The organism is Lactiplantibacillus sp. B652, from assembly GCF_023806745.1.
GTDB classification, from domain to species: Bacteria; Bacillota; Bacilli; order Lactobacillales; family Lactobacillaceae; genus Lactiplantibacillus; species Lactiplantibacillus pentosus.
This window is the reverse complement of record NZ_JAMSKY010000002.1, coordinates 384,058-408,212: the sequence shown is the minus strand read 5'-3', so window position 1 is coordinate 408,212 and position 24,155 is coordinate 384,058. Positions and strand designations below refer to the sequence as shown.

Sequence of the window (24,155 nt, the reverse complement as noted above, 5' to 3'; positions counted from 1 at the left end):
AGGCGCTGCCCGTATTTTAGCGTAAGGTGAACATGACCAGATAAGGGGAGCGTGCGGGAATGTTAGTGATTGGCATTATTTTGATCATCGGGATTATCGGGACTTTTATCCTGCGATTCCAATTTCATTTTCGATTATCGATGGGCGCAGTGACTGAGACCGCGTTTGCGTGTTCGTTATTGAATATCGGCGTCTTTTTATTATTCGTGTTGCTGGGACAACTCACTGGACCGGTATTGTTGTCGCAATGGGCCTACTTGCCAATTTATCGGCTGTTACAAGGCGGCCTGATTCCCGTTATCGGGATTGTGCTCGCCGTTTTCGGCATGGTTCGCGAAAAAGGTCTGATGAATTGGTGGTTACTGCATTTTAACGTCTTATTTCTGATTTTTGACGTGTTATTCGTGTGGGTGGGCACGGATATGTGATGAGTTTGGACCGGTATTTGTATATCAAGTGAAGACTGGAATTGGGGCGGCTGGGGTCGTCTTTTTTTGAGATAATGAGTGAGATGTACTTTCTTTGATTTGCGATATTAGTGGTTGTATTTGTAATGTAGTATCCGCTTATTTCAAAAGCGTCAATCCAATTAATGCAGACCGTAGTTTTTAAGATAAAAATCCGTACTGTCTTTATGACTGGTGCGGATTTTTACCTTAAATATATCGCAAATTGTCAGTTAAACACATGTCCCAAGTTTGTGAATGAACATCAGTCAACTTAATGCATCAAGAGCAGGCTCATTGCCAACGCATTAATGATAAAGTGGAGACTCATACTGGCGTGAATTTTGCCAGTCATCTGATAAACGCTTGCCAGGGTGAGCCCCATTGTGAGGTAAATCATAAAACTGGGCAGTGTCGAGCTGCTGTGCAGGCTGCCAAAGACAATGCCACTGAGAATGATTTTGAGCCAGGACTGCTTAAAAAAAGCATTCATGAGGACGCCACGAAAGACCAGCTCTTCGGTAATCGGCGTTAAAAACACTGCGCTGAGGGCCATCAGCCATAGCGAGAGGGTGCTACCGGCCATCAAATTTTGAATTGCGGCATTATTCTGGGTTTGACTTTGATGATAAATGAGTTGATTCAGTAATTGAAATAAACTTTCCAGCACTAAGATGACGGCGTAAACGCCAAGAACGATGTGCCAGTCGTGGCGAGTCATTCGTTGTGGTTGATAGGCTCCTGTATAATGGCGCATCAAGGCATTAGCAGCTAGGATGACGATACCGAAGACAAGCACGTAAACAACGGCTAAGATGATCTCTAAGTTTGCGGTTCGTGATTGCCGATTGAGTTGGTTAATTAACCTAAGTAACATTGGGGGAATGACGACGCCAATTACCAGGCCAATTGTCAGTAATACCCGGGCGAGCCAGCCTAATCCCCGGTCAACTAATTCCATTAGACTTCACCTCTTGAGCTCATTTTACCGCAGTCATGGGCCTGGAACACGTAATTGCAAATCTAAAATATGAATCGTGTGAATGAGGTTGTTTGGATTTCAGCATTGTTAATATGCTGAAATTTTAAAAATGATGTAAAAACAATCATATATTTAAAAAATAATATTTAAATTCGTGGTTTCCAGATAAATCTTCACAATTTCTTCACAATTATGTAATAGTATATACTTGTACCTAATAGTTATACACTTGTTCATTTTACTCCCCCAAAGTGGATGGACGAGCAAGTACAATCCCCCATATTGTACTTAAACCTAACTCTTTGGCCCTACTGCTAATAAGCGGTAGAGTCATTTTTTTTGCTCAAATCGCAGTCTGAACTGGACAAAATTATTAATAAACCCGTATTGCTCAAGTCTGATTTGCAGCTGATTTCTGGGATTGATTGTTTCTTGGAAAGGGCATTTACAGCTGATAACTGCACCAAAAAAACCGAAGCAGCGTGCTTCGGCTTTAATCGTCTGATTCTGTTAGAACGTGTCACCCGTGTAGTCAATTGTGCTTGGCTTAGCATTCTTAATGCGTTCAGAAGCAAAGTTGACTGTTTCGCGGATTTGGTCATAGGTGTCTTGGTCTAAGCCTAATAGGTCCATGCATGAGTTAACGTGCGCGAAAATCTCAGGTTTAGCATCGATCGCCTTTTGTGACAAGGAAATGTTGACCTGCCGTTCGTCATCAGTATCACGCTTCCGTTCGACCCAGCCTTGAGTCTGCATCCGCTTGAGCAGTGGAGTCAACGTCCCACTATCCAAGTTGACGTGCGATCCGAGTTCCCGGACCGTCATTGGACTCTTTTCCCACAATGCAAGTAACGTAATGTACTGCGGATAAGTCAGCTTAAAGGGTGCTAAAGCTTCGGCGTAAAAGTGATTGTAGCGTTTGCTGGCAGTGTAAAGCGCAAAACAGAGTTGTTCGTCTAACAAAATATTCTTCGTTGGTGTCGCCATCAAACCGCCTCCTTTACTATTATTCTAGTACATTGTACGCAATTAATTTGCTAAATGCAATTAATATTGCGCAAATACATTGTTTTCTATCAAATTATTTATAAAAAGGTTGATTAGCTGACCTTGCTATGGGTCGTTTGCCGGATGCAAGTTAGGAATAAGTGGGCCATGGCTTGCTGGTTAATGACTAACTGGTGATTATCCGTGAAGGCGTATAACGGGACTTGGTCGGGTAGATCAGTCGTGTGGTGCTCACTGACCGGAATCAGGCAGGCCAGTTTGGTTTTATCATGGACAAACTGGTGGGCATCTTCGGGTGCCGATTTGATTGTTAATGACGCGAGCACGTGATAACCGTTAGGAACCAAGTGGCGCGCGTGCTTGACATGCACACCGTGTAGCCGGGAACGTAACTGGAGTCCGGTCGTGGTCGTCAATTGTAACGCTTGTTTCAGTTCAAGCAAGTAGGACTGCTGGTTATCGATATTTTTCAGTCGAATCTTGAAGTGACCGAATGGAATGGCGCGGTCCTGTGCTTGGACAGCTAAGGTGTGTTGTTCGGCCCGCAGTTTCGACTTAACGGGCTCGAAAGTATACTGTTGTAAAAGTTGTGTTGCTGTTTCCAAAAATATCACTCCCTAACCTTTAACTTAGTCCTTTAAAAACGGATGGTCAAATAATTGGTTACGTTTGCTAGTCACGGGGTTTTCAAGTAGAATTGAGGTGATAGGGGGTTGGGATAAAATGTTTATGACAACCGGTGATCTACAACGGTCACACATGATTAAAGGTGTTGTTTCTGTCACCAAGCACCTGATGTTCGAATCTGATGGTGTCGACCAATTTGAACGTTTCGATGATTTGATTGAACAAGTCAAACCATTGTTGCTGAAAAAAGCCGAAGAACAGGGTGGCGACGGCCTCATTTACGTGAACTTCAATACAGAAGTTGCTCAAATGAGTGTCGCACCCCGGTTCCTAGTCGTTACGGGCTACGGGACGGTCGTCAAATTAGTGGACGAATCGGTTTGAGGCGGAGGATCTGAAAATTCAGGTCCTTTTTTGATTTGAGAGGGGAAGATTAGATGAGCAAGCAACCATTTGAACATGGGGCAATCGAAGTCTTTGACGCGACTCAAAATAATTTGCAGCACGTCAGTCTCCAGGTCCCTAAGTATGCCACGACGGTCTTTGTGGGACTGTCCGGTTCCGGAAAATCGTCGCTAGTCTTTGATACGATTGCGGCAGCGTCACGACGCGAACTGAATGAGACGTTTCCGAGCTTCACGCAGCAGTATTTACCAAAGTATGGGCAACCGCATGTCGGCCACATCGAACATTTGCCGGTCGCCATTGTGATTGCCCAGCAGCGTTTGGGTAAAAACGCCCGTTCAACACTTGCGACTTATACCGGGATTTATTCCTTATTGCGCCTGTTATTCTCGCGAGTCGGCCAACCGTTTATCGGCTATTCCGACACGTTCTCGTTTAATCTACCACAAGGCATGTGCCCGACCTGTCAGGGCTTGGGGTACGTCGACGATATTGATGAGCACCAATTGATCGATCCCGAAAAATCCCTTAATCAAGGTGCCATCACCTTTGTGAGTTTTGCACCGGACACGTGGCGCTGGCGGCGTTATGCAACTAGTGGCTTATTCGATAATGACAAGCCCATCAAGGATTATACGGCGGAAGAATATGACTTGTTAATGCACGCGCCCCAACAAAAGCTCGACCATCCCGGTGCCGGCTTTCCAAGAACGGCGTTGTACGAGGGCGTTGTTCCACGCATCAAGCGGTCAATTATTGGCAAAAAGGAAGCGGAACACCATCGCGATGCCATTGCGGCGGTGGTGACTCGCAAGCCGTGCCCCGACTGTGGTGGCACCCGTTTGAAACCGGTCGTACTGACCAATCACATCAACGGCGTTAACATTGCGGAAGTGAGTGCGATGGATTTGAAGCACGTCCTGGCTTTTTTGCAAACGATCGACGCCCCGCTCGCGCAGGATATCGTCCGTGAATTAACGACTAAAATTCAGTCGTTGGTCGATATTGGTCTAGGCTATTTGACCTTGGATCGTGGAACCAGCTCGTTGTCGGGTGGTGAGGCGCAGCGCATCAAGATTGCCAAATACCTGACCAGTGCACTCGTCGACATGGTCTACATTTTAGATGAGCCGAGTGTTGGGCTGCATCCGCACGACATTCAACTAATCAAACAGGCACTCAATAAGCTCAAACAAAAGGGCAACACGATTCTAATCGTGGAGCACAACCCCGCGATGTTTGCCTTAGCGGATTACGTGGTCGAAATGGGCCCACAAGCTGGCAGTGCCGGTGGACAAGTGACCTTTACTGGGACGTACCCAGAATTATTGGCTTCGGATACATTGACTGGTCACTGGTTGCGTCAGCCACATCAGTGGGGCATTGAACGGCCGGTCAAGTCAACACTGGTCTTAACGCATGTGAGCGAAAACAACTTGCAAGATGTCAGCGTTGACGTGCCGTTGGGCGTGATGACGGTCATTTCAGGTGTGGCGGGCTCAGGTAAGAGTTCGTTAGTGACTGCTTTGAAGCGGCAGCTAAAGACCGACTACATTGACCTAGCGCAAACCCCCGTGGGCCTCAATATTCGTTCGACGCCCGCCACGTATTTAGGTGTTTTGGACGCGATTCGCCAATTGTTCGGTAAGGCTAATGGCGTCGCGACTAGCTGGTTCAGCTACAATGGTAAGGGCGCTTGTCCGCGGTGTAAAGGCAAGGGTGTGACGATCACCAATATGGCATTCATGGATCCCGTCGTTCAGACCTGTGAGTTGTGTCATGGGCAACGTTATAATGAGACTGCGCTCAGTTACACCTATCTGGGCAAAACAATTGCGGAAGTACTGCAATTATCCGTGACTAAGGCGCTCGAATTCTTTGCGGATACGGCCAAAGTTGCCGCGCCGTTGAACAATTTGGTGCGCGTCGGTTTAGGCTATTTGACACTCGCACAGCCACTGACGACCTTGTCAGGTGGCGAGCTACAGCGCTTGAAGCTGGCAGTTGAGCTTGGCAAACAGGGGACGGTCTATCTATTAGACGAACCGACCGCCGGACTGCATTTGCAGGATACACAACGGCTATTGAAATTATTTGCTGAGTTAGTCGATGCAGGCAATAGTCTGATTATTATCGAACACAACTTGGCAGTCATCAGTCAGGCAGATTGGTTGATTGACGTCGGCCCAGATGCTGGACGGTATGGTGGTCAGATTCAGTATAGCGGCACGCCGCAAGACGCCGTAGCAGTCAGCGACTCACGGACCGGCGCGGCCTTGAAGGCTTGGATGCAAGCTTGAAGCGACTCATGAAAATAAATGTAAACAAAAAGCACGCGCAAAATAAATTGCGCGTGCTTTTTTAGAAGGGCGGTAGGTGGGAATCGAACCCACGCGTGCCGGAGCCACAATCCGGTGCGTTAACCACTTCGCCACTACCGCCATCACGTTAACTTTTCGCCAACATATCTAGTATACACTAAAATGCTGGGGTGCATAGTGTTTTTTCTGGATTTTTGAAAATTAATGTAAATGGAAGTGGCGCCAAGTGATGAGCATACGGTGGTGAGTCTGGGACTGATTGAATGAGCCAATGATTCCATGCCCGTGATGCCGCGATTCTAAGACCTTCAAATCTAAGTGAGCGTGCTCAAAATGGGGCGTAATCATTGATGAAAAATGAGTGAGTAGTTGTCACCGGTCAATAATGTTTGTGTTAAATAATAAGAATATAAATAATAATCGCTGGAATCGTTTTCATTCATCGATTAACGCGGTATACTATCAGTGGGTAGAATTATATGAACATCATGTTTTGATAATGGTAAACCTTTGGAGGGGCAATTCATGAAGAATAATCAGGAATATGTAATGATGGCGGCGCGTAAAAATCGGCGCTTTTGGCTTGCGGCGGGGACGGCGTTGTTAGTATGGCAAGTCAACAATCAAACAGCTCAGGCGGAAGTCCAACAGACGCCAACGAGTAGTGCTGATACGACTGTTGTCACAGCTAATGCGACAGCCGTGTCGAATGTCGTTCAATTGCAGAGTGGCACTAAGACTAGCACGAAGGCGACACCGACAGCTGAAACAACTAAGTCCGAGTCAACGAGTCCACAACAGGCTGGCAGTGATTCTCAAGCCACGTCAGCGAGTGGGACTGCTAGTTCGGCCGCAAAGACTGTCGCGTCTGGTCAGGCTGCTTCAGACTTGACCACGAATGCGGATAATCGTGCTAAAAGCGAAAGTACAACACCGTATACAGATGGTAGTAACGCTGTTGAAAATAAGCAAAATACCACCACTGTGACAACAAGTGCAGACAAATCAGCAACCGGGTCACAGTCGACTACTGAAACCGGTACAACACCAGCACAATCTGTTGAAACCGATAAAGCTGTTTCTGCCGGCGATTCAGTGCCAGTTGATTCAGCCACGAAAGCTGATCGAGTTAACGATACAAGCCTGTCTAACGATGGTTATGACGCGGTTGGTACAGACGTCAATAGCAGTCAGCCTAGTGAAACCGACAAGACTGGAACTGATCAGACACAATCGTCCACTGATGGAATCGACTCGCAGACTGTGACTGATGAGAAAACCAGTGCGGGACTCACTGCGGATTCACTCAGCAACCTACAGCCAAGGTTAGCCCAAGTTCAAGCCAGTTCGTTGCAGTTGGATACCGTGGATGCAACGCCAACCGTAGCGCAGGATTATGCCGCCTGGGATGCAATCACTGATACGAGTCGCAAAGGCATTATGGGGACTTCTGAATGGTGGATCGATGACAGCGATAATACGTTGCACTTAGGGGCTGGGCAATTGGCGGATGCTAATGTTCAGTTTGATGATAATGCCGAAGTGACAGATTGGGGCAATGTGGGCTGGGGCCAATATGTAGAAGCGCATAATGCAAAGTTGACGCTGCTGTTTGAAGGCAGTGTCGCTGTTGGGGCTAATGCACGTGGGCTATTTAATGGGTTAACTTTTGACCTGAGTAATGAAGAGTATCCGAGATCGTTTTTTTCTCAGATAAGTGTCAAACAAACGACGGATATGTCCTATATGTTTGAGCGAGTGACGTTTATGGCGTCCGGGGTGTTTCTAAATGATTGGTATAGTCTGGCTGACTCGGTCAATGCCTCACATATGTTTGAAAACGTCAAGTGTATTGCGAATGCTAGTCAGTATGATAAACGAGTGTTAGTCGCACTTCCATTTCTCGCGAACGCGTATTCTGATACGTCTTACATGTTTAATAATAGTGGGTTTTCAAGTATTGCTATGGCGTCAGATGCCTCTGATGCTTCTAAACTGACGAGTCAAGTGACGAGCATGGCGTACATGTTTAATAATTGTACGCAACTAATGTCACTTGACCTAAGCAAATTTGATACGCACAATGTTACAGATATGTCCTATATGTTTAATGGCGATGAAAATCTGGGGAAACTGGTGATTAGTACCTATTCCCCCAATAATCCTGACCAGACTTTTGATACCAGTAATGTCACTAATATGTCGCACATGTTTACGCGGTGCGATGCATTAGGCAACTTAGATGTTAGCGGCTTTATCACCAGCAAGGTGACTAATATGTCTCATATGTTTGACTTTTGTTATGCGACCACATTAGACGTTGCAAATTTTGATACCAGTCAGGTCACTGATATGCAAGCAATGTTCAATGGTGCAGTCCATGTGAAGACACTAGATCTGAGTAACTTTGATACACATTTGATCACTAATATGGATAATATGTTTACAAACTGTGAAAGTTTAACTAGCCTGTTATTACCAACGCACTTTGTGGATCAGCAAGTGACGAGTATGAAGCAGATGTTCACTAATTGTGCGACACTCACAAGTATTGATCTTGTAGATGATTTTGATACCCGTAATGTGACCAACATGGATCAATTGTTTTCTGGTTGTCAAAAGCTGACCAGCCTAGATGTCAGTCAACTTGATACGAGCCATATAACAAACATGGCAGATTTCTTCAATGATTGTGAATCCTTAACAAATATTGAGGGTCTTACACATCTAAACACGGCTGCAGTCACAACGATGGCCAATATGTTCAGTAATTGTCGTTCGTTAACGGCACTTGACCTGTCAAACTTTGAGACCAGTCGGGTGACTACGATGGCCAACATGTTTAATAATTGTGCCTCGTTGCCTGTGTTAGATGTATCAAGTCTTGACACTAGCCAGGTCGTGAATATGGCCAATATGTTTGCTGGCTGTGCAGCATTAAGCGCACTGGATACAACGCCATTGAAGACAACTACTGTGACCAACATGTCAGGGATGTTTAAAGGAGACCGAGCACTTGTTTCATTAGACATTAGTAAATTGGCGACTAGTCAGGTCACAACGATGAGTCACATGTTCGAAGATGTGTTTGCAGATCAGAAAGTGCAATCATTTACGGGGCTTGAAAAGTTGGATACGAGCAACGTGACAGACATGTCCTATATGTTCGCAGGTTTCTTTTTGCCAGTTGCAATGTCGTTGAACCTTGTTAATTTTGATACTCGTAAAGTGTTGAATATGCAAGGAATGTTCAAAGGTTATGTTAATTTCAAAGATGACTATTTAGGTTATCTGCAAACGGGCAATGTGACGGATATGTCCTATATGTTAAGCAGCCTCGTCAATCATACTCAATTTGCTTGGTCTAATAATTTAGACACGCACAGCGTGACAACCATGGCTTATATGTTTAGTGACTCACCGGATATGGAAACGTTTGTCTGGAAGCAACAATTAGGTATGGATCAAGTTACAGACATGCAAGGGATGTTTGCAAATGACATCGCTTTAGCTCATGTCGATTTTGACCAGTTTGACACCAGCCAAGTGACGGACATGACGGCGATGTTCAGTGGTGATACTCGCTTGGAAAGACTGGACTTGACCAGTTTCGATACCAGTAATGTCGAGCACATGTACAAAATGTTTTATTTGGATAGTGCGCTCAAAAATTTGAATCTTTCATCGTTCAGTGGTGAAAAACTGCAGTTTAACTATGAGATGCTGTATAGCATGTTTGGATTGTTTAATTTGCTATTGGTTGAGGATAGTGATGGTAATATACAAGGAGGGCAATATCAGACGTATTTAAGCACATTGATACTTGGCTGTAAAACAAGACTCTCATTGCCTAAGCCAACAAGTGTCTTGGGTTGGTTTGATTCATCTAAAGCTAGTAAAGAGGAAATACAGGAAATACTTGCAACTTATCCTACAGCTGAGGCCTTTGAGGAAGTACTTGTAGCGAGTGGCCTAAAGCCGGATTTACTTGTAAGTGCATATTTAGCACCGTCTCAAGGATTCGATGGTGTTTGGATCAACAATGCCACCGCCGAGACGCTCACCTCAGAACAGCTCATGGCTCGTTACGATGGGACCAACCCGCTTGCAACTGCTGCCACCTGGACCTGGCAAAATATTCTGGGCAAGGATTTGCAGGTGATTAGTGGGACGAACAGTACTTGGGCACCTAAAGATAGTCTCGCTGGTTTGATTGATACGAATAAGACGATTGATGATTTAACAACCACGGTCACGGACGCAACGACTAATCAAACTTTAACGTCGAGTCAGTTAAATGCGCTATTGCAACAGCCAGCTCATTCGGGTGAATATCAAGTTGCTTATCAGTATATTGATGGTGATGGGACCAAACAGATTTCCGTACCCGTTACACTATCATTGGTTGCTAATCAGAGTCTCATCACCGCTAAGGATTCGGTCTTACAACTAGGGACGACGTGGACTGCGGCCGATAACATTGCTTCGCTATTGGACGCTGACGGGTCGGTCACTGATTTAACCAAGGTCAATGGGATTGTTAGTGTTAATGGAATTGAAAACGGTACCGTTGACACGGCGATTCCAGGCGTCTATCAAATTGACTATCAAATGACTGACAGTACTGGCACGGTGCGGACAGCCACGGCTACTGTGATTGTCAACGGGCTGACTCTTAAAGAAACCCAGGTCAACGTTTCAACAGATGACCGGTGGGATCCGCTGACCAATATCGACAAGGCGATTGATGATCAGGGTAATGAAGCTACGGTTGAACTCACAATTACTGATTCGACTGATGCAGAAGTCGCTAACATCAAGAAACCGGGAACTTATCAACTCAACTATCACTTTACGGATGCGCATGGTGAACATACTGCGACCGCAGCGGTTAACGTTAAGGCTGATGAGAATCATGCTGATTTGCAGGTTAAAGATAGTCGCGTTTATCAATTCGGCACTTGGACCCCAACGGACAATTTTGTATCGGCAATGGATTCCGATGGCGAAACGCTGGATATCTCGGCTCTGAGTGTTACTGGTACGGTTGACTTGAACCAGGTCGGAAAATACACTATCACCTATCAGTTCACTGATCAATTCGGCGTCGCTCATTCGGGACAAGCTACGGTTGAGGTGCTGAAAAATCAAGCGGCAATTAGTGTAGATAATAACAGTGGCACGCTGTATGCGAACGGTATTTGGAATCCAGCTAGCGTTGTCGTGAACGCAACTGATGTGGATGGTAGTACGGTCGAGGATGCGAGAATCAAGTGTATCGGAACAGTAGATATGACTACACCTGGCGATTATAAATTAACCTACAGTTTCGTGGATAGCCTTGGAAAAGAGCACAGCAAGGACACTACGGTGACGGTGCTAGAAAATCAAGCGGCAATTAGCTTAGAGAATAACAGTGGCACGCTGTATGCCAACGGTATTTGGAATCCAGAGAGTGTTGTCGTGAACGCGACTGATGTGGATGGTACAGCGGTCGAAGCTAAGAAAATCAAGTGCGTCGGAACAGTAGATGTGACCACACCTGGTGATTATAAATTAACCTACAGTTTCGTGGATAGCCTTGGAAAAGAACACAGCAAGGACACTACGGTTGAGGTGCTGGAAAATCAAGCGGCGATTAACGTCGATAACAACAGTGGCACGCTGTATGCCAACGGTATTTGGAATCCAGAGAGTGTTGTCGTGAACGCAACTGATGTGGATGGTACTGTGGTTGAAGGTTCGGAAATCAAGCGTAGTGGAACAGTAGATATGACTACACCTGGTGACTATAAACTAACGTACAGTTTCGTGGACAGCCTTGGAAAAGAACACAGCAAGGACACTACGGTTGAGGTGCTGGAAAATCAAGCGGCAATTAGCGTAGACAATAACAGTGGCACGCTGTATGCACATGGCGTTTGGAATCCAGCTAGCGTTGTCGTGAACGCGACTGACGTGGATGGTACCACGGTCGAAGATGCGAGAATCAAGTGCATCGGAACGGTCGATATGAGCACGCCTGGCGATTATGAATTGACATACAGCTTTAAGGACAGTCTTGGTCACGAAAAAAGTACGAGTACTACGGTAAAGGTACTGGAAAATCATGCGGCAATTAATGTCAACAATAATAGTGGCACGCTATATGCACACGGTATTTGGAATCCAGATAGTGTTGTCGTGAATGCAACTGATGTTGATGGTACTGTGGTTGAAGGTTCGGAAATCAAGCGTAGTGGAACAGTAGATATGACCACACCTGGCGAATATGAGTTAACTTACAGTTTCGTGGATAGCCTTGGAAAAGAACACAGCAAGAACACTACGGTGACGGTGCTAGAAAATCAAGCGGCAATTAGCGTAGATAATAACAGTGGCACGCTGTATGCCAACGGTATTTGGAATCCAGATAGCATTGTTATCACAGCAACTGACGTGGATGGTACCACGGTCGAAGCTTCAAAAATCAAGCGTAGTGGAACAGTAGATATGACCACACCTGGTGATTATAAATTAACCTACAGCTTTACGGACAGCCTTGGTCGTGAACAAAGCACGAGTACTACGGTAACGGTGCTGGAAAATCAAGCGGCAATTAGCGTCGACAATAACAGTGGCGTGCTCTATGCACAGGGTGCTTGGAATCCGGATAGCATTGTTATCACAGCAACTGACGTGGATGGTACCACGATCGAAGCTTCAAAAATCAAGCGTAGTGGAACAGTAGATATGACCACACCTGGTGATTATAAATTAACCTACAGCTTTACGGACAGCCTTGGTCGTGAACAAAGCACGAGCACTACGGTAACGGTGCTGGAAAATCAAGCGGCAATTAACGCAGCCAATAACAGTGGCAAACTGTATGCACATGGTGTTTGGAATCCAGAAAGTGTTGTCATAAACGCGACTGATGTGGATGGTACCACGGTCGAAGCTTCAAAAATCAAGTGTAGTGGAACGGTAGATATGACTACACCTGGTGATTATAAATTAACCTACAGCTTTACGGACAGTCTTGGGCATGAACAAAGCACGAGTACTATGGTAACAGTTCTAGAAAATCATGCGTCGATTAACGTCGATAATAACAGTGGCAAACTCTATGCACACGGTATTTGGAATCCAGATAGCGTTGTCGTAACAGCAGTTGACGTTGATGGCAACGCGGTCGAAAATACCAAAATCAAGATTAGCGGAACAGTAGATGTCACTAAAGCTGGTGACTATGAATTGATCTACAGTTTTAAGGATATCCTTGGGCATGAGCAAAGCACGAGTACTACGGTAACGGTGCTAGAAAATCAAGCGGCAATTAGCGCAGATAATAACAGTGGCACGCTGTATGCCAACGGTATTTGGGATCCAGAAAGTGTTGTCGTTACAGCGACTGATGTGGATGGTACCACGGTCGGAGATGCGAGAATCAAGCGTAGTGGAACAGTAGATGTCACTAAAGCTGGTGACTATGAATTGATCTACAGTTTTAAGGATATCCTTGGGAACGAACAAAGTACGAGTGCTATGGTAACGGTGCTAGAAAATCATGCGTCGATTGACGTAGATAATAACAGTGGCACGCTGTATGCCAACGGTATTTGGAATCCAGATAGCATTGTTATCACAGCAATTGATGTGGATGGTGCCACGATCGAAGCTTCAAAAATCAAACGTAGTGGAACCGTTGATATGACCACACCGGGCGCTTATGAGTTGATCTACAGCTTTATGGACAGTCTTGGTCATGAGCAAAGCACGAGTACTACGGTAACGGTGCTGGAAAATCATGCTTTGATTGACGTGGATAATAGCAGCGGCAAGCTTTATGCACACGGCGTTTGGAATCCAGATAGCATTGTCGTGAAAGCAATTGATGTGGATGGTGCCACGGTCGAAGCTTCGAAGATCAAGCATAGTGGAACCGTTGATATGGACACACCAGGCGCTTATGAGTTGATCTACAGCTTTATGGACAGTCTTGGGCATGAACAAAATACGAGCACAACGGTAACGGTACTGGCAAACTTAGCAGATATTAAGGTGAAGACTTCCGGTGATAAGCTGTATACACATGGCGTTTGGAACTCAGATAGCGTTGTCGTCACAGCAATTGACGTGGATGGTACAGCGGTCGAAGATGCGAAGATTAAGCGTAGTGGAACAGTCGATATGAGCACGCCTGGCGATTATGAATTAACCTACAGCTTTACGGACAGCCTTGGGCAAGAACAAAGTACGGGCACTACGGTAACGGTGCTAGAAAACCTGGCCGGCATCAAGGTTAAATCGCCCACTGAAAGTTTCCGGATTGGTGCAAAATGGTCTGAGAGGGATAACTTTGTTAGTGCGACAGACATTGACGGGACACTAATTGATTTAGCTGATGTTGATGTTGAGAGTACGGTAAATTCAGGGGTGGTTGGCCAATACAAGGTCACGTATAGTTTCACAGACCAACAAGGTAGGCTTCAAAAGGCTGAAGTTACGGTTGATGTACTGGCGAACTTAGCGGGCATTAAGGCTGATAATCTCAGTGACAAGCTTTATGCCCACGGCGTTTGGAATCCAGATAGCGTTGTCGTAAACGCAGTTGATGTTGATGGTACCACGGTCGAGGATGCGAGAATCAAGCGTAGTGGATCAGTGGATACGACTACACCTGGCGATTATGAACTAACATACAGCTTTAAGGATAGCCTCGGGCAAGATCACAGTACGAGTGCTACGGTGACGGTGCTAGAAAACCTGGCCGGCATCAAGGTTAAATCAATTGCTGAGAGTTTTCGAATCGGTGCAAAATGGTCTGAGAAGGATAACTTCGATAGTGCGACTGATGTCGACGGGACCCCAATTGATTTGGCTGATGTGGACATTACTAGTACGGTTGATCCGAAAAAAGTTGGCCAATACAAGGTTACGTATAGTTTCACAGACCAACAAGGCCAACTCCGAAAAGCTGATGTTACGGTTAAGGTCCTGGAAAATTTAGCAGATATTAAAGTCAAATCCACGACTGAAAGTTTCCGTATTGGAGCAAAATGGTCGGCGGAAGACAACTTTGATAGCGCAACAGATGTTGATGGGACACTTATTAATCTATCTAATATTGATATCAAGAGTACTGTAAATTCAGAGGTGGCTGGCCAATACAAAGTTACGTACAGTTTTACTGATCAGCAGGGTAAGCTTCGAAGCGTTGAAGTTCCAGTTGAAGTGCTGGCAAACTTGGCCGATATCAGGGTTAAGTCAACGTCAGAAAGTTTCCGAATCGGTGCAAAATGGTCTGAGAAGGATAACTTTGATAGTGCGACAGATGTCGACGGGACGCCAATCGATTTGGCTGATGTGGACGTTACTAGTACGGTTGATCCGAAAAAAGTTGGCCAATACAAGGTCACATACAGTTTCACAGACCAACAAGGCCAACTCCGACAAGCTGATGTTATGGTTGATGTACTAGCGAACTTGGCTGGTATCAAGGCTAAAGCACCGACTGAAAGCTTCCGAATCGGTGCAAAGTGGTCGGAGAACGACAACTTTGATAGTGCGACCGATGTTGATGGTACTGCGCTTGGCTTATCTAATGTTGATGTCAAGAGCACGGTAAATCCAGAAGTGGTCGGTCAATACAAGGTCACATATAGCTTCACTGATCAACAAGGTAAGCTTCGAAGCGTTGAAGTTCCGGTTAATGTACTAGCGAACATGGCTGGCATCAAAGTTAAATCCAAGACTGAAAGCTTCCGCATTGGTGCAAAATGGTCGGAGAAGGATAACTTTGATGGTGCGACAGATGTCGACGGGGCGCCAATCGATTTAGCTGATGTGGATGTTATCAGTACAGTTGACTCAAAAGCAGTCGGTCAATACAAGGTTACGTACAGTTTCACAGACCAACAAGGCCAGTTTCGGAAAGCTGATGTTACGGTTGATGTCCTGGCAAACTTGGCCGGCATCAAGGTTAAATCAACGACTGAAAGTTTCCGCATTGGTGCAAAATGGTCAGCAGAAGATAACTTTGATAGTGCGACCGATGTCGACGGGACGCCAATCGATTTAGCTGATGTTGATATTGAGAGCATGGTAAATCCAGAGGTGGTTGGGCAGTATACTGTCACATATAGTTTCACTGATCAACAAGGTAAGCTTCGAAGTATTGAAGTTCCAGTTGAGGTACTAGCAAACTTAGCAGGTATTAAGGTCAAATCCACAGCTGAAAGTTTCCGAATCGGTGCAAAATGGTCTGAAAAAGACAACTTTGATCGTGCGACAAATGTCGATGGTACACCAGTTGATTTGGCTGATGTAGACATCACCAGCACGGTTGACTCAAAGGCAGTCGGTCAATACAAGGTCACATATAGTTTCACGGACCAGCAAGGCACAGTGCAACAAGTAATCGTACCAGTGAATGTGTTGGCAAACTATGCCAATTTGCGACTTAACCAGACTGAACTTAGTTTTCGTGCAGGAGATAATCGCTGGCAACCTGAAAGCAATATCGCGGCAGAAAGTGATATTGATGGTCGTGCCATTGATTTAGCCACCATGCAGATCACGAATGCGGTTGATTCAACAACGCCTGGGACGTATTTGGTCAACTATGCTTTCACGGATTCATTCAATCAGACGCATCGTGCAACAGCGACGGTAACGGTCTTGGACAACTTAGCAGCGCTAACAATGACGCAACAACACGTTACACTTTACCTGGGCAATCGTCAGTGGCAACCGGAAGATAACTTTGGCGGTGCTAAAAACGTCGATGGCAGTGCAATCACGTTTGACCTGCTACAAGTTCTCGGTCACTATGATTTAAAGGTAGTCGGTGATTATGAATTAACGTACCAATTCACTGACCAGTTAGACCATTTGCGGACGGCCCAGTTCACGGTGACAGTTGCTGAAAATCAGGCGACGATTGTGGTTGAGAAGACAGCGGTTACATTGCATGTTGGTGATACTTGGGAACCGATGATGAACTTCGTGAGTGCCACTGACATGGATGGCCAGGCGATAGCTGAAGATCGCATTTCGGTGAATGTGACAAAATTAAATCAGCGCTTGCGTTTGATGATGATGCGGTCACGCGCACTACCAATCGTTGATACAACGGTGGCCGGAAGTTATCAGGTCAGTTATCAGTTCATCGATGGTAACGGGAACTTGCAAAAATTAGCCACAACAGTCACTGTGTTACCAAACGAGTCCGCGCTGAAGTTAGCTGCAAACGATATCACGCTCTATGCTGGTGATGAGTGGCAGCCAATGGCAAACGTGGTCAAAGCGACGAATGTTGACGGGACACCCGTAATGGCAGACCAGCTCAGGATTTCTGGGAGCGTTAATTCAAACGTCGTCGGTCAGTATCGCGTTTTATACAGCTTCGTTGATCAGCAGAATAAGCTGCAGCAGGCCGTGACGACCGTAAACGTATTAGCTAACCAGGCGGCACTTTTGCTAAAACATGATCAGGTCGCACTGACGGTCGGTGATGAGTGGCAGCCATTAGCTAACTTACAACTGGCCCGTGATGTGGATGGGCACGAAATTGCGTCAACTGATTTAGTCATCGATGGGCAGGTTGACACAGCAGCTCCAGGGACGTATCAAGTCCGTTATCATTTCACGGATATGCGAGGCCATGAGCAACAAGCAGTCGCGATGGTCACAGTCGTTGAACCAATTGTTGTCGATCAGGCGTTATTGCGTTTACACGCGGAAACGGTGACTTTACGTGCTGGCGCAACTTGGGCGCCATTATCAAACGTGGCTGAAGTGCTAGATTCTGACGGTAGCGCCCAGACGAGTGAGCAAGTGAGCGTGCAGGGCACTGTCGAGTTGAATCAAGCCGGCAAATATCTGTTAACGTATCATTTCTTAGACCAACTTGGTCATGACCATAGTGCAACGGCCACGATTATTGTATTGGAAAATGAGGCCAGTCTTAAATTGCGGACGACAGCAGTCACGCTGAAAGTCGGCCAGAAGTGGGATGCAACTGCTAATATTTTAGCAGCAACCGATGTGGATGGTCGTTCAATCAACGAAGCAGTTGTTATTACTGGTGATGTCGATTGGCACTGCTCAGGAATTTACCAGCTCACTTACGAGCTTGTGGACCAACAAGGTAAACTGCATTCAGCGAAAACAATGATTACGTTGATTGCTGCTGACGATGGTTCGGGTAACCAGGGCGGCAATGGTAATGCGGATAACGGTTCAGGTAACCAAGGCGGCAATGGCAATACGGATAATGGTTCGGGCAACCAAGGCGGCAATGGCAATACCGACAACGGTTCGGGCAACCAAGGCGGCAATGGTAATACGGACAATGGTTCGGGTAACCAAGGCGGCAACGGAAATACGGACAATGGTTCAGATAACCAAGGCGGCAATGGTAATACGGACAATGGTTCCGATAACCAAGGCGGCAACGGCAATACGGACAACGGTTCGGGTAACCAAGGCGGCAACGGCAATACGGACAATGGTTCGGGCAACCAAGGCGGCAATGGTAATACGGACAATGGTTTAGATAACCAAGGTGGTAATGGTAACACGGACAATGGTTCGGGCAACCAAGGCGGTAATAGTGATGCCGACAATGGTTCAGGTAATCAAGACGGTAACGGCAATACCGACACTAATTCTGACAACCAAAGCACCAAGTCTGATGATGATGCAGTATCCAATGATAATTTGAATACAAATCATCAAATTGATACTGATACGATCCATGATGCTGACAACGACTCAGGGCAAAAAGAGGTCGCAAAGCCAAATACTGTGAGCCATGAGAACGGTGCTAATGCAACGGTTAAAGCAGCTGTCGCAAAACACCAATCAGTAACTACTGACAGTGCGAAGTCAACGATTAACACCAAAACGACTGGGCAACCGGGCACCGGTTCACCCACACAATTACCACAAACGGATGAACACAATGCAGGTAACACGAATTGGTGGCCTTGGTTGGGCATTGCGCTTGCCGGACTGATTACAATGGTCAAACCAACCAAGAAGAAGAAAAAGTAATTCACTTTAATCTGTATTAGTACAAGAGGTCGCAACCCTGCGCATTCAGGGTTGCGACTTTTATTATACAATTTATTGACTGTTTGCTAGGCAAGGGCGAGACTAAATCACAAACCATTTATCTAAGGCAAGAAAGTGAAGCAAATCAGTGATGCTAAAAAGAGATGGATGCTTACAACTCTTGATCTTACATTATCTATTCATTGATGCAATCCGGTGTTGAACGTGTAAAAACTATTTTTGTACTAGTATTTTTCATGCAATATAAAAATAGGAATCTCGCTAAACGTTGATTTAACGGGATTCCTACTTTTGAAATGTTCTCTTATGACTAATTATGCCCCAGGCAGGATTCGAACCTGTACATTGTTTCCAATACAGCGACCTGAACGCTGCGCGTCTGCCAGTTCCGCCACTGGGGCAGTTGAATTAACAACAATATTCATTATAGCGAAAAGTCACGAAAAAATAAACCTTTTTCTATATTTATGCAGTAATTTTTCATCACTGATGAGGTAACAACGACAATAAGTAAGTTTGTGGGCATTTCAAATCAGCTAAGTATCTTTAATCTATGATGAAACATGGTTAACAAACAACCAGATGCTTTGAACCCCAAACAGCTCCTCCCTGCTATCATACACTTCAATGATGGCAGGGAAAAGCTGTTGTCGTTTGTATCTAAATTCCATTAATTCGTCTGTTTTGTCGTAATATTACCATTTGCATAAACAAAGTAACTATTCAAATAATGACCGCGGCCACCATCCGTCTTCTTGCGGTAGGCATCCACTTGATAATAGTGGTGCCCCTGGCCATCGCGATTAGCGGTGGGGATGACTGCAAATGTCTGCGACTTCGGTTCATGGAGTACCTGGGCAACTGCTTGGGCGGCACCGGTGGCACTGGTAATATGGTCATTCGTAGCTTGATAATTATTGCCGAGACGCTTTTTGGCACTCGCGTCGGCCGCTTGATTGTCGCGCCGAGTTTGTTCTGCGCGGTCTGATGCAGCGACCAAACTGGCCGTTTTGGTTGAGATACTTGGTTCAGCTTGTGAGGTGCAGCCGGCTAATAGCAATAGACTGCAGCCTCCGATAATGATTCCCCGAGTCACGCGTGGTCCTCCTTATTTCGTTTGTTCCTGCGACAGACTCGGATAGGGGGTCTGTCGGATAATTTTCATATCAACAATCGTCATTACACCAATGGCTAAAATTAAAACAACGGCTAGCAAAAACTTTTTCATGACGGTAACCCCACTTCATTAGATGACTTATTTCCAGTTTGGCACCCAAATGACCCGGTCGATCTGTTCCGGAATGACCGTAATCTTAGACCCAGTCTGCGGACCATCCTGAACATCGATAACGTAGGAGATAGGACCCGCATCAACTTCGATGATTGAACCGCGTTGACCGTCGACCGTATCGACCAGACTGTAGAGCGGAATCTCATCGTTGCTGATTTCCATTTCATAGAGCGTGAATTGGAGGAAGTACGATTTTTTACCGGTCTTGATTTTAAGCGGCGTGTCGATAGCGCCGTAATCAGGCAAGGCCCGGTTCTGAGCGTTCGGATCGTTCATGTATTGCATTTCGTCAACGGCATCAATGGCCATCTTCCATTCGCCACCCGTCAAATTAGTCTTGGAGGAGAGCGTCATCACGGAATTAGCATAAATATCGATGACATTGAAGGCTTCGTCAACTTGCTTCTTTGGCAAATACCCAATCGTATAGCCGTGTTCCGCAACTTTGAGTTCAACACGCACCGACCGCTGTGGTCCATCGACTTCTTCGACTAATTGGATTTCCCCAATGTTGGCGTTGGCATCGACCCGATATTTCTTAGCGTACAAATAATCCGCCTTGAGCCCCGAATCGTTATAACCGCCATAGGGCTTGAAATAGCCCCGCTCACTGGCATCCGCTAACGCTGCTTCGAATTCTTTTTGATAGTAATCGAGGCCAATCACATACGAACGAAAAATCGCGCGTGAGTTCGCATTGATGCGACGCGTCTGCGGAACGGACACGGGCCGGGGTGCCGTCTGGTTGAGCCGGTTACGAAAACCGTTATTTTGTGTCTGCAATTTGACGATTTGCCGGTCCTGTTCCTGGTTCGCTAAGGTTTGGTGAACGAGTCGTTGGCGAATCGACTTCAATAACTCGGCTTGTTTGGCCGCTGCCTGGTTTGTATGGTGTAGGTGGACCAACACCGCGATTAAAATCGTGATCAAGACTAGGCAGGCAGCAATCAGCCCAGCAACAATTAAATAAATTCTCATAATAATTCACTCCAAGAAGAATTGCAGATTAGTTTAAGTATAGTCGACCAGCACGCAGAGCGCCAATTTTACGGCTGTGCTTGTCAGCGAATCGATAACAAGGTATGATATTGCTATTGTATAATAATTTTGACTGATAAGAAACGGTGGCGAACAGCGTGCAATGGTTGATTAAAATCTACCATCGAGGTGAATATTTTTGGAAATATGCCGTGTTTGGCTTCATGGCCGCGTTGATCAACGTGTTGGCATTCTGGCTACTACACGCTGTCCTGGCTGAACACTACCTATTTTCCAACACGATTGCGTGGATCGTCGCAACTTTGTTCAGTTTTTTTACCAACAAAGCGGTGGTCTTTCAATCAAAATCACAAAATTTTTGGCACTGGTGCCGCGAGTTCGTGAGCTTCATGTTAACGCGCGGACTGTCTTACTTTTTTGATACCTTCCTGATGTTTCTCGGCATCTCAGTCCTCATATGGCCAGCGATGTTAGTGAAAATCATTGATCAGGTACTTGTCGGATTGTTCAATTATGGCACCTCGCGCCTGATTTTTATGGAAAGTAATCAGAAAATGCGGATGCGCAGGATGCTGCTGAAACGGTTAAATAATCGTAATAACTAATAATGTGAATAAGCGTATTAAGCAAGTGGTCAGGGATGGCGGCTTGCTTTTTTAATCGCATTAATTAAGTGCTTGCTTCATATTCGTTAGTCAGCAAAGGCGGACGGTCGCCCTTAAATCAAATGTCCCGTCAGCTGCCAGTGCAGTAGGGCGCCACAAACGATGGTAATGACGGTGCAGCTGACGAGCAACGTCAACAGGCCGCGATTCAAGTGGCTTTCCTGTTTGCGTGCAAACGTAATTTCCACTAAGCCAATCGTGCCGAGTCCCAGCACCGCTTTAATTAGCGTCAACCACCAATTGCCGCCAAAGGTTTTGGTCGCCAAGACGACGCCGGTAATGATAATAAGTAAGTAACCCAAACGACTGAGAATCAAGTAACGATTGGCTGCTTTGATTGAATGACGACTCAGGCCTAATGTGACCGTCACCATCAGCCACAGCCAACCAAAAATGTGTCCGAATAAGTACATAGTAAAACCGCCTCCGCATTTACAATTCATGTCTAATTTTAGCATGAAAGTAACTGCTGGCGGCGGTTTCTTTTATTGGACTTTCGTTAAATTTTTCTGCTGGACGTAATTGACAAGTTCGAGCACCGTTTTGAAGCGATTAAACGGGGTGACGATGTGCACGCCGTTAAAGCGGGCACAAATGCCATCGATTAACTCCTTGGCAATCGTGATTCCGACGGCTCGTTCGTTGCCGTCCAATTCAGCCTGTTGCATCCGTTCCAGCACTGACTTAGGAAGCCGGATGCCGTGGACTTCGTGATGCAAGAATTCAGCGTTACGACGCGAAACTAAGGGCATCACGCCAACAAAGACTGGCACGTCGATCTGATTGGCTGCCAGCGCATCGGCTAATGCATCGACGTTAGCGAGGTCGTAGACGGGTTGCGTAATAATGTAGTCACAACCATAGCTGAGTTTGCGACTGATCGATTTAGTCGACACATCGGTCCGATACGCGTTCGGATTGAAGGCACCGGCGACCCGAAAGTCACTGGCTTCTTTTAACGACTTCCCAGTAGGGCCAATCCCACTATTGAATTGTTTGATCAGCTTCATCAGTTCAACAGAACGGACGTCTCCGACCGAAGTCGCACCCGGAAAATCGCCGAGTTTTGCCGGATCCCCGGTCACGGCCAAGATGTCTTCAATGCCGAGACTGTGCAATCCCATGATTTCGGATTGCAGGCCAATCAAGTTGTGGTCACGGGTCGTTAAATGAACGATTGGCGTGATGCCGTAATTCAACTTCAACTGCGCCGCAATTGCGGTGTTGGCGATTCTGACCGTCGCAAGGGAGTTGTCCGACAGCGTTATCCCATCAACGCCGGCTGCTTTGAGACGCTCAGCGCCCCGGAAAAATTTACGGGTATCGAAATCACGCGGTGGATCTAACTCAACCAGGACGGTCTTTTCAGTCACAACTTTGTGTAAAAACCGGTGCTGACTTTTCGTCGTGACGAGCGTTGGCGCTTGGGCCACGTGGGTCGGTGCGTTATGCGGTACTAGACTGCGACTGCTTAAGCCGCGAACGGTCGCCGCGGTATGAAGCGGTGTCGTCCCACAACAACCACCGATAATCGACAGGCCCAATTGGCGAAAGCGTTCGGCATATTCTTCAAAGTAACTCGGTTCGCCATCATAGACGATTGCGCCGTCCTGGTCAGTGCCCGGTAACCCGGAGTTCGGGTAAACGGCGAGCTTGACATCCGCCGGAATCGCCAAGTTTTCAAACGACTGCGCGAGGTAGTAGGGGCCGAGTCGGCAGTTGGTCCCAATCACATCCGCGCCGGCCGCGTGCAGTTGGACGATGGCATCCGTGAAGCTCGTCCCGTTGCGCAGGACACCAGCGGCTAACATTGATACGTTCGTAATCACCGGTAGATCCGTGTGGGCCTTGACGATTTTGAGTACCGCTAATAATTCACTCAAATCATAGTAAGTTTCCAGTAAAATCCCATCTAACTGTTCTGTTGCTAGTAGGGCGGTCAGTTGTTCGGTGACATTGGCCGCAATTTCGGCTTGCGTGGCGCGTTGGACAGCTGCATCTGTGTCGCCGGCTAGACCACCAATCGTGCCTAAAATATAAACGGGATGATCGGCATGCTCGCGGGCGGTGACGGCGATTCTGACGGCAGCCTGGTTGATGGTCGTGACCTGATCTTGTAAGTCGTAACGCGTCAATTTCAGCCGATTGGCCGCATAGGTGTTCGTTTGAATAATGTCTGCACCCGCCTGAATATAGGATTGATGCACGCGTAAGATCGTATCCGGATGCGTCAAGTTGAGGTTTTCAAAGGCCGAATTGATGCCATAATTCCCATATAAAAGGGTGCCCATTGCGCCATCAGCCACGAGAACTCGCTGTTGTAAGGCTTGTCTGAGATTCATCCGCACG

The 24,155-nt window shown here is 46.3% G+C and carries 12 protein-coding genes and 2 tRNA genes; 5 read left to right on the top strand and 9 right to left on the bottom strand.

Features of this window, described 5'->3' with window-relative positions:
- Positions 1-59: 59 nt before the first annotated feature.
- Entirely contained in the window at positions 60-428 is a 369-nt protein-coding gene (locus MZO40_RS04530) for a hypothetical protein (protein ID WP_050340246.1), read from the top strand.
- A 292-nt stretch (positions 429-720) separates the two neighbouring features.
- On the opposite strand, the gene MZO40_RS04525 is transcribed toward MZO40_RS04530, so the two are convergent.
- The 3 genes from MZO40_RS04525 to MZO40_RS04515 form a co-directional block, all read right to left on the bottom strand.
- Positions 721-1,407, bottom strand: coding sequence for a CPBP family intramembrane glutamic endopeptidase (locus MZO40_RS04525; protein WP_252133129.1), 687 nt, complete (start codon positions 1,405-1,407; stop codon positions 721-723).
- 531 nt (positions 1,408-1,938) lie between these two features.
- On the bottom strand, positions 1,939-2,415 hold the full coding sequence (locus MZO40_RS04520; protein WP_050340248.1) for a MarR family winged helix-turn-helix transcriptional regulator: 477 nt from the start codon (positions 2,413-2,415) through the stop codon (positions 1,939-1,941).
- Between the two features lie 113 nt (positions 2,416-2,528).
- Positions 2,529-3,050 (bottom strand): hypothetical protein, encoded by a 522-nt coding sequence (locus MZO40_RS04515; RefSeq protein WP_225367257.1) that lies wholly within the window; start codon positions 3,048-3,050, stop codon positions 2,529-2,531.
- A gap of 109 nt (positions 3,051-3,159) precedes the next feature.
- Between MZO40_RS04515 and MZO40_RS04510 the strand changes: the two genes are divergently transcribed.
- Positions 3,160-3,447: a hypothetical protein gene (locus MZO40_RS04510; RefSeq protein WP_003638401.1), complete on the top strand. Its 288-nt coding sequence runs from the start codon at positions 3,160-3,162 to the stop codon at positions 3,445-3,447.
- A gap of 53 nt (positions 3,448-3,500) precedes the next feature.
- Positions 3,501-5,768 carry an excinuclease ABC subunit UvrA gene (locus MZO40_RS04505; protein ID WP_105961912.1) on the top strand — a complete coding sequence of 756 codons (2,268 nt, stop codon included), beginning with the start codon at positions 3,501-3,503 and terminating at the stop codon, positions 5,766-5,768.
- A 68-nt stretch (positions 5,769-5,836) separates the two neighbouring features.
- On the opposite strand, the gene MZO40_RS04500 is transcribed toward MZO40_RS04505, so the two are convergent.
- Positions 5,837-5,909 (bottom strand) — tRNA-His (locus MZO40_RS04500).
- Positions 5,910-6,314: 405 nt separating this feature from the next.
- Here MZO40_RS04500 and MZO40_RS04495 point away from each other — a divergent pair.
- Positions 6,315-18,830, top strand: coding sequence for a bacterial Ig-like domain-containing protein (locus MZO40_RS04495; protein WP_252133128.1), 12,516 nt, complete (start codon positions 6,315-6,317; stop codon positions 18,828-18,830).
- A gap of 338 nt (positions 18,831-19,168) precedes the next feature.
- On the opposite strand, the gene MZO40_RS04490 is transcribed toward MZO40_RS04495, so the two are convergent.
- The 3 genes from MZO40_RS04490 to MZO40_RS04480 form a co-directional block, all read right to left on the bottom strand.
- Positions 19,169-19,252: transfer RNA gene (locus MZO40_RS04490), tRNA-Leu, on the bottom strand.
- A 269-nt stretch (positions 19,253-19,521) separates the two neighbouring features.
- Positions 19,522-19,947: a hypothetical protein gene (locus MZO40_RS04485; protein ID WP_252133127.1), complete on the bottom strand. Its 426-nt coding sequence runs from the start codon at positions 19,945-19,947 to the stop codon at positions 19,522-19,524.
- A gap of 159 nt (positions 19,948-20,106) precedes the next feature.
- On the bottom strand, positions 20,107-21,120 hold the full coding sequence (locus tag MZO40_RS04480; protein ID WP_050339988.1) for a hypothetical protein: 1,014 nt from the start codon (positions 21,118-21,120) through the stop codon (positions 20,107-20,109).
- Between the two features lie 146 nt (positions 21,121-21,266).
- Between MZO40_RS04480 and MZO40_RS04475 the strand changes: the two genes are divergently transcribed.
- A complete protein-coding gene (locus MZO40_RS04475; RefSeq protein ID WP_050339989.1) occupies positions 21,267-21,746 on the top strand; it encodes a GtrA family protein in 480 nt (159 codons plus the stop codon).
- Between the two features lie 113 nt (positions 21,747-21,859).
- On the opposite strand, the gene MZO40_RS04470 is transcribed toward MZO40_RS04475, so the two are convergent.
- Together MZO40_RS04470 and MZO40_RS04465 are read right to left on the bottom strand one after the other, a co-directional pair.
- Complete coding sequence (locus MZO40_RS04470) at positions 21,860-22,219, bottom strand: YisL family protein (protein ID WP_181185403.1); 360 nt, start codon at positions 22,217-22,219, stop codon at positions 21,860-21,862.
- Between the two features lie 72 nt (positions 22,220-22,291).
- Positions 22,292-24,148, bottom strand: a complete 1,857-nt coding sequence (locus MZO40_RS04465) for a bifunctional homocysteine S-methyltransferase/methylenetetrahydrofolate reductase (RefSeq protein ID WP_105920822.1) — start codon at positions 24,146-24,148, stop codon at positions 22,292-22,294.
- Positions 24,149-24,155 lie beyond the last annotated feature (7 nt).

Bases quoted from the DNA above. Each gene is read 5' to 3' on its own strand.
- MZO40_RS04530 (WP_050340246.1), top strand. From the start codon at position 60: ATGTTAGTGATTGGCATTATTTTGATCATCGGGATTATCGGGACTTTT.
- MZO40_RS04525 (WP_252133129.1), bottom strand. From the start codon at position 1,407: ATGGAATTAGTTGACCGGGGATTAGGCTGGCTCGCCCGGGTATTACTG.
- MZO40_RS04520 (WP_050340248.1), bottom strand. From the start codon at position 2,415: ATGGCGACACCAACGAAGAATATTTTGTTAGACGAACAACTCTGTTTT.
- MZO40_RS04510 (WP_003638401.1), top strand. From the start codon at position 3,160: ATGTTTATGACAACCGGTGATCTACAACGGTCACACATGATTAAAGGT.
- MZO40_RS04505 (WP_105961912.1), top strand. From the start codon at position 3,501: ATGAGCAAGCAACCATTTGAACATGGGGCAATCGAAGTCTTTGACGCG.
- MZO40_RS04495 (WP_252133128.1), top strand. From the start codon at position 6,315: ATGAAGAATAATCAGGAATATGTAATGATGGCGGCGCGTAAAAATCGG.
- MZO40_RS04480 (WP_050339988.1), bottom strand. From the start codon at position 21,120: ATGAGAATTTATTTAATTGTTGCTGGGCTGATTGCTGCCTGCCTAGTC.
- MZO40_RS04470 (WP_181185403.1), bottom strand. From the start codon at position 22,219: ATGTACTTATTCGGACACATTTTTGGTTGGCTGTGGCTGATGGTGACG.
- MZO40_RS04465 (WP_105920822.1), bottom strand. From the start codon at position 24,148: ATGAATCTCAGACAAGCCTTACAACAGCGAGTTCTCGTGGCTGATGGC.